This window comes from Lysinibacillus zambalensis (assembly GCF_040183165.1).
Classification (GTDB): domain Bacteria; phylum Bacillota; class Bacilli; order Bacillales_A; family Planococcaceae; genus Lysinibacillus; species Lysinibacillus zambalensis.
Genome location: NZ_JBEGDG010000037.1, coordinates 1 through 14,136 on the forward strand (window position 1 = coordinate 1; position 14,136 = coordinate 14,136).

The following is a 14,136-nucleotide window of genomic DNA, read 5'->3' on the forward strand; positions in this document are numbered from 1 at the left end:
GCGCGAAAGCGTGAGTGCAACGTAGCGGCAGCAGGTTTTGGTTTTGTTTGTGCGAAAGCGCAGCGACAGCAACAGCAACAGCACGATGTTGGTCACGAAGGCGTTATCACAGGATGTGATGCTATTAGACTTCGTTCCTCGATTGTGATCCCCAAGGAGTCGCCCCGCCTCCACTCCAATCAACCTCTTTACTAAGCATGTATTTCCACACATGGCACTCTAGTTTATAATGATAAAACGAAGCAACGATAATGTTTTATTATGCGAAAGTGCAGTGCTATCGTAGCGGTGGCAACAACAAATGTACAACCTCGTCACTTTTATAAGTCTATTTCGCATTAACATCCACATAGATTTCCTTGACTATTTTATTTTTCTATAATACAAAGAAGCCACCTCATTTGCATGAGATGGCTCCGTTTTTGTTGCTATTAAAAATAATTCATTTAAAAAAATCCGCAAGTATGCACTCTTGAGATTTTTGACGTGTCGTTTTATATGAGATGTAAATGCTTCTTTCTCTAAACAAACTATCTTCTTTGCTACATTTAAAGTTAGCATAACAAATTTTTATTTTCAATCTTTTGGTGTTTGAAATTATATATTTTTTATATTTCATGAGAAAATTAACTAAAAAAAGTTGTTGTCAATATTTGTGTTTTGCATGTAAATATTTTATGATTAAATCATTCAACAATTTTTTAAATCATAGGAGGTGTACACTTTGCTTCCTTCCCTCATTCGGGCGGGAACAAAGGAATTATTTGGACGGAGACATAATGGAAATAACCATAAGGTTGGTGGCATTTGCCCTACTAATAATAATGACAGGATTTTTCGTTGCAACAGAATTTGCAATCGTTAAAGTAAGGACTACGCGTATTGATCAATTGCTTGCAGAAGGCAATAAAAAAGCAAAAAATGCAAAACGTGTAGTTTCAGATTTAGATGAATACTTATCTGCATGTCAATTAGGTATAACGATCACTGCTTTAGGTCTAGGTTGGCTTGGTGAACCTACATTTAAAATTATCTTGAATCCAGTGTTTGAATTTCTAAATTTGAGTGAAAGTATTACTACTGTCCTTTCATTTATACTTGCATTCTCAATTGTAACGTTTATGCATGTAGTAATAGGGGAATTGGCGCCAAAAACACTTGCCATCCAAAAAGCAGAATTTGTAACATTAAACCTTGCTGGCCCATTAGTATTATTCCACAATATTACGTATCCAATCATTAAGCTTTTAAACGGATCTGCACGTGGCTTAACTGGCCTTTTCGGCTTGAAAATGATGTCAGAATCAGAAGTGGCCCATACGGAAGAAGAGTTACGTATGATTTTGTCGGATAGTTTAAAAGGTGGAGAAATTAATACTTCAGAATATGAATATGTAAATAGTATTTTTGAGTTCTCTGATCGTCTTGCAAAAGAAATCATGGTCCCACGTACTGAAATCGTCGGCATTGAAAAAGAACTTACGATTAGAGAAGTTTTCGATTTAATGGGCGTTGAGCAATATACCCGTTACCCAATTATCGATGGTGACAAAGACCATATTATCGGCTTAGTCAATATGAAGCACTTATTAACCGCCTACATTAAAGACCCAGCAAATGGCGATAAACCAGTGATTGACTATATGCAGCCAATTATTCGCGTAATGGAAACAACGCAAATTAACGAATTATTACTAAAAATACAGCGTGAACGCATTCATATGGCCATTTTAATGGATGAATATGGCGGAACATCTGGTCTAGTTACGATTGAGGATATTATTGAGGAAATTGTCGGCGACATTCAAGATGAGTTCGATGAAGATGAAATTCCAGAGGTTCAGGAAATTGCAGAAAATCACTTTATTTTAGATGCGAAGATGCTAGTTGAAAGTGTTAATGATATGCTAGGTACTGACATAGAAGATGATGATATTGATACAATCGGTGGTTGGTTCATGACGAAACGCTTTGATGCGGTCGAAGGAGACAGTATTGAAGAACAAGGTTATGAATTTATCGCAAAAGAATTAGATGGTCACCACATTTTATACTTAGAAGTTCTGAAATTACCTGAACGTGATTTATCAAATGACAACGGTGAAGTAAATGACTAAAAATCAATTACGCATTGGCATAATCGCATTGGATTCGGCTTTGTACATACACAAAACCTGAATTCCACTCTTTCAGCGGATGTTTGGACAACCGCTGAAAGAGGTTAATTGCAGTGGTATGATTGATGTCGTGATTGTTTAATCAAGTATAAAACTAATATTTTGCTCACAGCCTATAATGGCAAGAGCTTCTACTGAAGTAAAATAAATATTTACGCAAAAAACGACTCCCTTACACGAGAAGGGAGTCGTTTTATAATGCCATAAAGTTTTGCTAGGAGGAAACAAAATGGAGCTCTATACAAATTTACGTCAAGGGGAAAAAGGTGCCTGGTTATCTATTGGTACGTATCTAATATTAAGCTCTTTAAAACTGACGATTGGCTACATCGGAACATCAGAAGCACTAAAAGCAGATGGACTTAACAATACCACTGATATTATCGCATCCATTGCGGTATTAATTGGATTACGGATTGCTCAAATGCCACCTGACTCTAATCACCAATACGGACATTTACGTGCTGAAACCGTTGCTTCACTTGTTGCTTCGTTTATTATGCTAATTGTTGGCTTACAAGTACTCATCAATTCGCTAAAAAGTCTATGGGAGCCAACTGGCACAGCACCATCATTATTAACAGCCTTTGTGGCAATCGGCAGTGCAGTTGTGATGTATATCGTGTATCGCTATAATTTGGCACTATCCAAAAAAATAAAAAGCGCTGCTGTTAAGGCTGCAGCCTATGATAATCGCTCAGATGCCCTTGTTAGTATCGGTACAGCAATTGGGATTTTTGGCGCTATTTTTGGCTTCCCCATTATCGATACAATAACAGCTCTACTCGTCGCACTTCTTATTATTAAAACAGCTGTAGAAATCTTTTGGGAGGCAGTTCAAAGCCTCACAGATGCCTTTGATGTTGAAGAAGTTGAAACATTATCCGTTTTAATTCGTAATGTTGACGGAGTAATCGAGCTCTTGGACTTTAAGGGTCGGGCTCACGGCAATATGTATTTTATAGACGTAACAGTGACTGTTGATCCTTACTTAAATGTCTTTGAAAGTCATCGAATCACAGAAGAGATTGAAAAAACCGTTACTTCTGAAAATCCCTTCTGTCAGGTACTCGTGCATATTGAGCCTGAAATAGAAGTAAATCCTCTAGCAAATGACGACAAGTCTCCTACCAATTGATTGGTTGGAGACTATATAAACAAAGAAACCTCCTATTTATCATTGATAGGAGGTTTAATTTGTATATATTATTTAATGGCAATATAAATATCGACCTGAGCTTCTTTAGGGTTGGCACATCGTTCATCGTACATTTCAAAGTCACCTGTGTATGTTCGCTCTACATCTGAGCTTGCAAACCAAGCCCAGACATCCTGCCATGCTTTTACGACAACTTCTTCAAATGGGCCTTTATCAGAAGTGAAAACTAAGTATTTAGCAGCTGGCACTGTTTTTACAACCATACCTTCAGGAATTTCGTCGGCAGCAACTACTTCCAGCCCAAGTGTAATGGAATATTCTCCGTTAACATCCGTTTCATAATCAGAATACAAGCCATACGTTACTTGATTTACTGCATTAGCTACCTGCCCTACAACATTTTGCTGATAAAAATCCGACCATAATTGTGGGATTTTTGCTTGAACGGTAATTTCATTTGCATTGCTTGTTCGCGCTGAAATTCCTACAATTTGAAATGATTTTTTATTCATCACAACTGGTTCTTGTAGATCATGCTTTCTCCATCTCTTTAAGCTTGGTAAAAATGACGTCAACATTTGGCGTGCATCCTCTTCCGCCATACCATCTTCCTTTAAATGTGGGACACAAATTTCGATCATTTCTTCAACTGTTAAATTTGACTGTTTGAACTCTCCTACTTCATAACAATAAGTGCAATAGTCCTCACTTTTATTCCCTTCTTTTTCCGTACCAAATAATGCCTCATCCACTAATGGCATTCCACAGCTTTGACAATAACTTTGCATCATTACATCCACCCTTCGTCCTGTTTGTAATGACTATAACAAAGGAAACCTGACAACTGTATGTCATCAATTCATTTTATTTATACAACGCTACAATTTCTTTTGCTCGCATTAATACAATTTCACGTATATGAGGTGGTTCTAAAACTTTTAGGCGATGGCCAAAGCTAAGAAGAAATCCGTATAGCCATTCGTCCTCAGGCAATGCAATGTTGATAGTAGAACTTTCACTATCTACATGCTCAGCGCCAAATGATTCTTCTACTAATGTCGTTATGGCACAATCGAAAGATAACGTAAGGTTTACTACATTTTGAGGATGGTGCCACTCTTTATCCCATGGGAGTTCAGATAAGTTGACTTCCCTGCGCCGGAAAATCGTCATCTCTTCTTGTATATCCTTCATTCTTGAAATTTTAAATAAGCGAAAATCTTCTCTCAATGTGCAATAGCCATAAACATACCAAACTTTTCCCTTTTGTACTATAGTATGCGGCTCTAATAACCGCTTTGTTATATGACCATGTGTAGTAGAATACGTAAAGCTTACACAATGCTCGCGTTCAATTGCTTTCTTTAATAAAGTAATTTGTTCCTTGAAAATAACATTTGGTCCCCAAGGACTAAGGTCAATAAATAGTTGATCAATCGATTGTTTTACTTCCTCATCCGCAACACCTGTTAATTTTTCAAGTACTGCTTCGGCATGTGAATCCTCGTATGTTGTTAGTGCACTTTTAATGGCAATAGAAAGTGATGTAAGCTCCTCCTTCGTCAACACTTGCTTATCAACACGATAGCCATCGATCAAACTAATTCCACCATGAACACCTTGCTGGCTAATAACAGGAACCCCTGCACAGCTCAATGTTTCAATATCTCGATAAATAGTACGCACTGACACATTAAATAAATCGGCAAGCTCCTGGGCTGTCACCTTTTTACGATTTATTAAAATCATCGTCATCGTTAAAAGCCGCTCTAATTTCATACTTGTACTCCTTTACTCTAAACCCTATTCCCTCATTGCTAATTACATCGTTTAACTTCCAAATCCTTATTCAATTATATTTACAATATAAGAAAAAACAACCTAAGTACTTATCATCGGCGCTTCCCGAGTCACATTCCACACCTTCCTATACAAAAAAGGCGAGTTGCTACAATTTGTAGAAACACGCCGTTTACATTTATTATCTTTTAAACACCGCTACCCTCTGTCAGTCCGTGCTTCACAGCATAAAGAGCCGCTTGAGTACGATCCTGTACCTGTAGCTTCGTAAAAATATTAGAAATATGAGTTTTCACTGTTTTTTCTGTCACGAATAAAGAGGACGCAATCTCTCGATTACTTTTCCCTTTAGTAAGCTCTGCAAGCACATCCTGTTCACGAGGTGTTAGCGGATTTAAAACATGAGGTGCATTTTTCGATTCTTGACGGTCCATTTCTAGAGTCGTTGTTGCTTCTGGATGTAATGTATTTTCTCCTCGCATAATACGACAAATGGACAATACCAACTCATCAGGCTCAATATCTTTTAACTGATAGCCTGCAGCTCCTGCCTCCATAGCTGGTACCACATGATCACGATCTGAAAAGCTTGTCAGCATTAGAATTTCTATTTGCGGAAACTTAGCTTTAATGCGCTTTGTTGCCTGAATACCATCCATTTCAGGCATTACCAAGTCCATGAGTATAATATCTGGCTGTATACTTTCCGCTAATGCTACTGCCTCTAGTCCATTTTTTGCTTCTCCTACAACTTCAATATCTTTCTGTGTTTTTAAGAAAAACAATAATCCCCGACGTACTACATGATGATCATCTGCGATTAAAACACGTATCATACTCTTCCCCCCCTAATATGGCAAGCGGATTAACAGCTCTGTTCCTTTGCCAATTTCACTAACCCAGTCAGCTTTCCCACCAACTGATTTTGCACGATCCTTTATGGATTGCAAGCCTATCGAAAGTAGCTTCGTGTTATGATCGATGACGAAGCCTCGTCCTTCATCACGAATAACAAGTAAAATATCTGTAGAAGTAACCGTAATATAAAGTGCAGCCTCCAGAACCCCGGCATGACGACGAACATTATTAAGTGCTTCTTGGGCTACCCGAAATAATGTTTCTTCGATACGCGATGGGAATTGCAGTACACCTGAGACCGTTACATGAAGCTTTAAGCCAAGCATTTCAGCATACACTTTGATCGCTTCAAGTAAACCATTTTCTAATCCTTTTGGACGGAGCTGCCAAATGAGAGCACGCATTTCTGTTAAGGCATCCTGTGTTAAGTGTTGAATTTCCTTAAACGTTTCCTTCACATCACACTCGTTTGTCATTTCAATACCAGCTCTCGCCGTTAATGTAACCGAAAAAAGTAGCTGATTGACAGAATCGTGTAGATCTCGGGCTAGACGATTGCGCTCCTTCACAAGTGCCATTTCCTGCTCCTGCTTTGTCAGTAAAATACGCTTAATGGCCGATCCCATCTGAAATGCAACCGATTCAAGTAATGCTAGCTCTTCCTCTGAAAAACGCACGGTATCCTTTGAAGCAACATTTAGGACACCAAAACGCTCTTGCCCTGATTGAAGCGGAACCGTTGCATGATGTGTGATGCCTTCATGGTCACCAACATTTGCATCAATTGCACTTTCGATACGTTGACATTCAATAATATTAGAGGCTTTCTTTAATTCCTCATTACGATAGCGGGAAACACACCAACAGCCTCCCTTTTTTAAATAATGACAATTTTTATACTCCAAAGCCTCTGGTAAATTGACATGGACAACAAGCTCTGATCGCCCTTTTTCATCGATAAAAAAAATCCAGCCTGTTTCAAAATTTGTGCCATTTAAAAATTTCACAAGTGCTCCTTTTAACATCGACACAATTTCAGTTTCTTCGTTTAATAACTCTGCAATCTCTTTTAAAATACCAATATTGGAATGATCATTCTCCCTCACAAAAACACCTCTTCTTTGGCATTGCTAATTTAATGATAACATTTCAAAGTCTGGAACGTCTGCCTAAGCCATTCATACTTTAGACTGAAATTTTTCATAAGAATATACCTTATTTTGGGTAAGTTAATTTACATATAAAACTAGAACAACTATAATCGAACAAGTACATGGTTATACTAAGGAGAGAACTTATATGTCTAAAAAAGTAGAGAATGGCTTATTATTTATTTGGATTGTCTCTGTCGTTGCAACATTGGGTTCCTTATACTTTTCAGAAATCCGTCATTATGAACCTTGCAAATTGTGCTGGTACCAACGAATTTTCATGTATCCAATTGTCATTATGACAACGATTGCCTTTATCCAAAAAAATGCACGTATTGCTGTAACAACTGCTGTTTTTGCCATTATGGGAGGCAGTATATCACTTTATCATTATGGTATTCAAAAGCTTAGTTTTTTAGCTGAAACCGCACCTTCTTGTGGTCCTGTTTCATGTACTGGTCAATATATCAACTGGTTAGGTTTTATCACAATCCCATTTTTAGCGTTAACTGCATTTATTTTAATTGCAGGGGCAAGCTTCTATGTAATGAAGGCTGCTAAAGCAGCAAATTAATTTCTAGACCGTGTTCTACAATTGGAATACGGTCTTTTCTACGGAGGAAGATATATGTTTCACTATGAAATAAATACGAATGATTTGACAGTCGAGGACCTATTGCGCAATCATTGGCGACTCGGCAAAAAGCTAGTCCATGAACTAAGAATGGCGAAAGCTATCACAACTGTTGATGGAGAGCCTATTCAGTGGAAAGACCCACTACAAGTAGGAACAATCATAAAATTTACATTCCCGATTCCGACATCCAATTATCAACCGACACCGGTTTGTGCAATTGATGTCGTCTATGAGGATGACCATTGTTTGATCGTTTCTAAACCAAAAGGCATGTCGACACATCCAAATGATGAGCGTGATACTCATACTTGTATGAATCATGTTATGGCCCATATTAAACAGCAAGGCGGCACTTATGCGGAGCATGTGCATCGTTTAGATAGAGGGACACAAGGTTTGTTACTTGTAGCAAAACATCCCTTAGCTAAATCAATCTTTGACCGTATGATTGAGGAAAAATCAATTATTCGAACATACGCTGCAGAAGTGCAAGGTAATTTACGTTCTTCATCTGGTACAATTTCTGAAGCAATTGGGAAAGACCGACATCATGCAACAAGACGTGTCGTTTCTAAAACTGGACAACATGCAGTTACACACTATGAAGTTGTAGCTCGCTATAAAAGCTCTTGTGTTGTTCATCTAATTCTTGAAACAGGGAGAACACATCAAATTCGCGTACATTTAGCACATCTTGGTCATCCGATTATTGGGGATACAATGTATGGAGCAAGAGAAACGGCAAGTGATGATTACGAGCTTCATGCTATTCAATTGGAATTCGAGCATCCATTTTTAAATAAGCAGATCGTTGTAAAGGACGAGAAATAATTGTTGTACTGCACTTCCAGCTAACAATCGGAGGTGCAGTTTTTTTATATAAGTTGATTTCCGTTATGGAAATGAGCCTTTACTTCAAAATAACTTCCTTATTATTCTAAAAAAGTATAAATATATTATTTTACATTTTATTCATCTATTTTTTACAGCAAATTTAATATACATTTCCATTATTGGTAATGACGATAGATTTCTTTCATGATAGAATTAGAGTGAAATATCAGTCATCTGACTAATATAAGGGGGAATTTATTGATGAAATGGGTTAAAAGTATTGCAGCAACAACTCTAGTTGCGAGTTTACTAGCTACACCCGGTTTTGCCGCACATGCAGCGGAAACAACACCAACTGCTACGAAAGATGGTTTCAAATTAACAGTTCTACACTCAAATGACACACATGCACACGCTGAGGATGCTCCAAAGCGTGCAACAAAAGTAAAAGAACTTCGTGCTGCAAATGCAAATTCACTTCTTTTAGATGCTGGTGACGTTTTCTCTGGTACTTTATACTTTAACGAATTTGCTGGAGAAGCTGATATGAAGTTAATGAACTTAATGGGTTATGATGCCATGACTTTTGGTAACCATGAGTTCGACTTAGGATCAAGCCCAGAAGGACATGCTGCACTTGCTAAATTCGTTAAGGGTGCTGATTTCCCATTATTGGGGAGTAACCTAGACTTTTCAAAGGATTCTTTATTCGACGGCTTACAATTCAAAACAGTCACTAAAGACTTTGAAAACGGTAAAATTTATGACGGTATTATTAAAGAAATCGCCGGAGAAAAAGTAGGTATTTTCAGTTTAACAACAGAAGAAACACCTTCGATTTCAAGCGTTGCTAACGTGAAATTTGCGAATTATATCGATTCTGCGAAAAAAGCAGTAGCAGAATTTGAAAAACAAGGTGTTAACAAAATTGTTGCATTAACTCACATAGGCTTCGATGACTCCGTAGAATGGGATAATGATCAATTACTAGCGAAAGCTGTAGAAGGCATTGATGTAATCGTAGGTGGTCATACACATACAAAATTAGACAAGCCTGTGAAAGCTGAAACATCGTTTAAGAACCCTACAATTATCGTTCAAACAGGTCAATATAGCGAAAATTTAGGTGAATTAGACTTAACATTCGACAGTAACGGTGCTGTTGTTGACTACTTCGGTCAATTACATGCTCTAAATGATAAAGAAAAGCCTGTAGAAGCTGACGCTGAAGCTACAGCACTTTTAGCTCCATATAAAGAGAAAATCTCGAAAATATTAAATCAATCAACAGGTAATACAGCTGTTTCACCGCTAAATGGCGGTCGTAATCTTTGGGGTGTTCGTGCTGGAGAAACAAACCTTGGTAACTTAATTACTGATGGTATGCTTGCTGGTGCTAAAAAAATTGACCCTGAAGTACAATTTGCTTTCCAAAATGGTGGTGGTATCCGCGCAAGTATTGATGCAGGAGATATCACTGTTGGCGAAGTTATGACAGTCATGCCATTCGGTAATGCACTTGGCATCGTAAAATTAAAAGGTGCTGAAATCTATGAAATTGCTGAACATAGTGTGAAAGAGTTCCCTAAAGAGTTTGGTGGCTTCTTACACTTCTCAGGTTTACAAGTAGAATTTGATGGAAAAGCACCTGCTGGTAAACGTATAAAATCTATTAAATTAAATGGTAAAGAACTAGATAAAGCAGCCTATTATAAAGCTGCAACAAACACTTTTACTGCTAAAGGTGGAGACGGCTATGATACACTGAAAAAAGTTTATGAAGACGGCCGTGTAAGTGAACCTGGTACAATTGACTATGAAATGTTTATCGAGCACTTAAATACACTGAAAAAAGTTGATGCAAAAGTAGAAGGACGTATTATTGCATCAGTTCCATTTACAGATATCGTAAAAGGATCAGAAACAGAAGGCTATGTTCGCGACCTTTATTACCGTGATTTAACAAACGGTACTTCTGCAACAATTTATTCTCCAAACGCAAACTTAACTCGTGCTCAAGCTGCATCATTTATCTCACGTGCCTTAAAGCTTGAAGCTAAAGGGCAAGCAACATTCTCGGATATTGCTAATGTAAATGCTGAAACACAAAAAGAAATTATAGCACTTGCTGAAGCTGGAATTGTAAAAGGTGTGAATGGTAGTAAATTCAATCCTAATGCAAAAGTAACTCGTGCTCAACTTGCATTAATGTTCGCTCGTGCCTATAACTTACAACATGACGCAAAAACAGGTTTAAAAGCTGATTTCAGTGATATTTCTAAATACGACGCTGAAACACAAGATGCTATCGCACTTCTGAAAGACTTAAAGATTGTTAGCGGCGCAAACGGTAAATTTATGCCTGGTAACAACGCTACACGTGCACATATGGCAAAAATGCTTTCTAACTACGTTCCTTTTGTAAAAGAATCTAAATAATACATTAGAAAATCCCGCATCTCAAATTAGAGAGCGGGATTTCTATTGCACTAAAAATTAAATTTAAAGTTATCTGGGTCTTGCCCAAATCGTTCATTGCGATTTACTGTAGCTATTTTATCCATTTGTGCTAATGTTAATTCAAAATCAAAAATCTGTGCGTTTTCCTCAATACGACTTGGTGTCACAGACTTTGGAATAATAAGTGTATCATTTTGTAAATGCCAGCGCAGCACTACTTGAGCAGCTGTCTTCCCTATTTCGCGACCAATTTCCATAATCATTGGATTATCAAGCACACCACCGCGACCTAATGGAGACCATGCTGTAACAGCAATTCCATGCTCGTTACAATATGCTCTTAATGCATCTTGCTGTAAATATGGATGCACCTCTACTTGATTGACCATTGGTGCAATATTTGCTTTAGCTAACAGCTTTTGTAAATGGTGCTCATGGTGATTTGAGACTCCTGTTGCACGAATTAGTTTTTCATCATATAAACGCTCAATTGCTCTATACGTCTCTTCAAATGTTTCTGGAACTGCCCAATGCGTTAAATATAAATCTAAATAGTCCATATTTAACTTTTTCAAAGATACTTCAAAAGCTCGTAATGTTTCATCATAACCTTGGTCATTATTCCAAACCTTTGTCGTCACAAAAATATCCTCACGTTTAACGCCTGAATGACGAATAGCTTCACCCACCTCAGCCTCATTACCATAAAGCGAAGCAGTATCTATAGCTCGGTAGCCATATTTAAGAGCTTTATCAATAGCCTGCAAAGTCTCATCACGCTCTGTCATTTTATAAACACCTAAGCCAAAGCGAGGCATTTCCACACCGTTTGTTAATGTTTTTGTTGATTGTAAATTCAAGAATAACAACCCCTTTCTTTTCCTAGTTCCATTATACAAAAAATTGGTTTTAAGAAACATAAGGAAAGTTTCCGGGGGAATTACTTATTGTTCTTCTGCTTTCTCTTCATAATCATCCACTTGGATAGGGTCTGGAATTCGATCGTCTTCTATAAGCTCTTGACCGTCACGTAAATGCTCCATCTGCTTCCCCAAATCCTGTAAATCTTTAAAATTTCTAGCCATTGTACCGTTTTCTATGTTTGGAACCTTTTTTTCCATTATCATCACCTCTCTTATAGTTTTCCCTAAATAGTTATTTCCGAACCATTTCTGACATATTTTATTCCGCTACGTCGTTTCATTTTTATAGTAGATAGGCTATACTAAAAAGAGATGTCTTTATAAACATGAGGAGGGTACTTCCATGAGTTTATTATTAATTATTGGTGTAACTGTAGCATTCTTAACTGCTATTTTCACTGCTGGTTACGAAGGCGATTACAGATCAGAAAAATAATACCTCAAGAAAATCACTAAGCGTAAGTATGTGCTTAGTGATTTTTTTGTTTTTGTAAAACTACTACCGCAAAGAAAATAAGTTGTCATATTAAATAAAGTTGCGCTCATAGGCAAAGCGAGGAGTTGATTTCTATTTCCGACTGAGTGCTTTTCCTGGGGCGTCCTATAGCCGCTTTAGTTATTTCTCATATTTTTTGAAACAATATAATTACTTGACTTTCTATACTTTATAAAATAAACTTACTTACATAAAGTAAGTTGATAATTAATAATAACTTTTATTTGGAGGTAATTGGCTATGCATTTTCATGAAAAACCTAACACATATGTCACAAATGTTGAAATTAAAGTGAGTGATTTACAACGTTCATTAACTTTTTATCAGGAGGTGATTGGTTTTAAAGTTTTACATCAGGAGTCACATAGAGCAACTTTAACAGCTGATGGTAAAACAGCTTTACTGACAATCGTCCAACCTGAAACAGTAGAAGAAAAAACGAGCTTAACAACTGGACTTTATCATTTTGCAATTTTATTGCCTACTCGTCGTGATTTAGCAAATATCATTACTCATTTCCATAACAACGGCGTGTACTTCGGAGCATCTGACCATGATGTCAGTGAAGCACTTTATTTAAATGATCCTGATAATAATGGTATTGAGGTTTATGCGGATCGTCCTGAAAATGAATGGACTTGGCATTTCGACCAAGTACATATGGTGACTGAACCTCTTAAAATCCATTCTATATTAGAGGAAGGCGATGGTAGATGGGGTGGCCTTCCAGCTGATACGGTTATGGGGCATATTCATTTATCAGTATCTAATTTAGCTGCCGCAGAGGAATTTTATACAAATGGATTAGGATTTGAGATTGTCACTCGCTATGGCGCACAAGCTTTATTCATCTCAACTGGCCGCTATCACCATCATATCGGTTTAAACACTTGGCACTCTGAAAACGCACCAAAGCTTGGTGAAAATCAGGTTGGCTTACAAACATTTTCACTGCGTCTAGATAATGAAGAGCAAGCAGCAACAATGAAAGAAAATCTTCGTGCAATTGGTGCACCTGTTACTGATATAGATGGAGGTTTCCAAACAGAGGACCCATCAGGTATCGTTGTTTTATTAAAATTTTAAAAAGTGATGTTTCCGGCACTTTTGGATTCATTTTTACGAAAAAAAGCAGTTCTCCTCTATGAGAGAACTGCCTTTTTTAATGTAATCCTGGATATCCTTGTTGACGCAACGCTTCATAAATAACAATGGCTGCTGTATTCGATAGATTGAGTGAACGAACATGCTCACTCTGAGGAATACGTAAGCACATATCACGACGCTCATACGCAAAATCCTTTGGCAGGCCGGTCGTTTCTTTTCCAAACATAAAGTAAATATCACGATCTTTATCACTAAAATCATGTGTCGTAAAGGGCTCTTCACTATATGTCTCAATTAAATAAACGTCACCATTTTCGGATGCCTCTAAAAAATCCTCTAGTGAATCGTGGTATACGACATTTACACTATGCCAGTAATCTAAACCAGCACGTTTTAGCATTTTATCGTCCGTGGAAAAGCCAAGTGGACGGATTAAATGTAATGAAGTATTTGTTCCAGCACATGTACGTGCAATATTTCCTGTATTCGCTGGAATTTCTGGTTGATATAAAACGATATGCAATGGCATAACGG

13 protein-coding genes are annotated in these 14,136 nt (G+C 37.4%); 6 read left to right on the plus strand and 7 right to left on the minus strand.

Annotation, left to right across the window (positions count from 1 at the left end; translation table 11 throughout):
• The first annotated feature begins 779 nt into the window (after positions 1-779).
• Together ABNX05_RS24825 and ABNX05_RS24830 are read left to right on the plus strand one after the other, a co-directional pair.
• Positions 780-2,117, plus strand: a complete 1,338-nt coding sequence (locus tag ABNX05_RS24825) for a hemolysin family protein (RefSeq protein ID WP_349662137.1) — start codon at positions 780-782, stop codon at positions 2,115-2,117.
• A 289-nt stretch (positions 2,118-2,406) separates the two neighbouring features.
• A complete protein-coding gene (locus tag ABNX05_RS24830) occupies positions 2,407-3,315 on the plus strand; it encodes a cation diffusion facilitator family transporter (protein ID WP_349662138.1) in 909 nt (302 codons plus the stop codon).
• A 68-nt stretch (positions 3,316-3,383) separates the two neighbouring features.
• Here ABNX05_RS24830 and ABNX05_RS24835 read toward each other — a convergent pair whose 3' ends face one another.
• The 4 genes from ABNX05_RS24835 to ABNX05_RS24850 form a co-directional block, all read right to left on the minus strand.
• The gene (locus ABNX05_RS24835) at positions 3,384-4,127 is read right to left on the minus strand and encodes an effector binding domain-containing protein (protein ID WP_349662139.1); all 744 of its coding nucleotides are present in this window, start codon (positions 4,125-4,127) and stop codon (positions 3,384-3,386) included.
• Between the two features lie 73 nt (positions 4,128-4,200).
• Positions 4,201-5,115, minus strand: coding sequence for a helix-turn-helix transcriptional regulator (locus ABNX05_RS24840; RefSeq protein WP_349662140.1), 915 nt, complete (start codon positions 5,113-5,115; stop codon positions 4,201-4,203).
• 209 nt (positions 5,116-5,324) lie between these two features.
• Positions 5,325-5,972: a response regulator gene (locus tag ABNX05_RS24845; RefSeq protein ID WP_349662141.1), complete on the minus strand. Its 648-nt coding sequence runs from the start codon at positions 5,970-5,972 to the stop codon at positions 5,325-5,327.
• Between the two features lie 12 nt (positions 5,973-5,984).
• Entirely contained in the window at positions 5,985-7,100 is a 1,116-nt protein-coding gene (locus ABNX05_RS24850) for a GAF domain-containing sensor histidine kinase (RefSeq protein WP_349662142.1), read from the minus strand.
• A gap of 193 nt (positions 7,101-7,293) precedes the next feature.
• Between ABNX05_RS24850 and ABNX05_RS24855 the strand changes: the two genes are divergently transcribed.
• The 3 genes from ABNX05_RS24855 (at position 7,294) to ABNX05_RS24865 (ending at position 11,055) form a co-directional block, all read left to right on the plus strand.
• Positions 7,294-7,719: a disulfide formation protein C gene (locus ABNX05_RS24855; RefSeq protein WP_349662143.1), complete on the plus strand. Its 426-nt coding sequence runs from the start codon at positions 7,294-7,296 to the stop codon at positions 7,717-7,719.
• A gap of 54 nt (positions 7,720-7,773) precedes the next feature.
• A complete protein-coding gene (locus ABNX05_RS24860) occupies positions 7,774-8,613 on the plus strand; it encodes an RluA family pseudouridine synthase (protein ID WP_079563297.1) in 840 nt (279 codons plus the stop codon).
• A 264-nt stretch (positions 8,614-8,877) separates the two neighbouring features.
• Positions 8,878-11,055 carry a 5'-nucleotidase C-terminal domain-containing protein gene (locus ABNX05_RS24865; protein WP_349662144.1) on the plus strand — a complete coding sequence of 726 codons (2,178 nt, stop codon included), beginning with the start codon at positions 8,878-8,880 and terminating at the stop codon, positions 11,053-11,055.
• Between the two features lie 50 nt (positions 11,056-11,105).
• Here ABNX05_RS24865 and ABNX05_RS24870 read toward each other — a convergent pair whose 3' ends face one another.
• Complete coding sequence (locus ABNX05_RS24870; RefSeq protein WP_349662145.1) at positions 11,106-11,936, minus strand: aldo/keto reductase; 831 nt, start codon at positions 11,934-11,936, stop codon at positions 11,106-11,108.
• An 84-nt stretch (positions 11,937-12,020) separates the two neighbouring features.
• On the minus strand, positions 12,021-12,197 hold the full coding sequence (locus tag ABNX05_RS24875) for a hypothetical protein (RefSeq protein ID WP_170939047.1): 177 nt from the start codon (positions 12,195-12,197) through the stop codon (positions 12,021-12,023).
• A gap of 538 nt (positions 12,198-12,735) precedes the next feature.
• Between ABNX05_RS24875 and ABNX05_RS24880 the strand changes: the two genes are divergently transcribed.
• A complete protein-coding gene (locus tag ABNX05_RS24880) occupies positions 12,736-13,581 on the plus strand; it encodes a VOC family protein (RefSeq protein ID WP_349662146.1) in 846 nt (281 codons plus the stop codon).
• A 76-nt stretch (positions 13,582-13,657) separates the two neighbouring features.
• Here the strand turns inward: ABNX05_RS24880 and trmL are convergent, their stop codons facing one another.
• Entirely contained in the window at positions 13,658-14,131 is a 474-nt protein-coding gene (gene trmL, locus ABNX05_RS24885; RefSeq protein WP_349662147.1) for a tRNA (uridine(34)/cytosine(34)/5-carboxymethylaminomethyluridine(34)-2'-O)-methyltransferase TrmL, read from the minus strand.
• Positions 14,132-14,136: the final 5 nt, after the last annotated feature.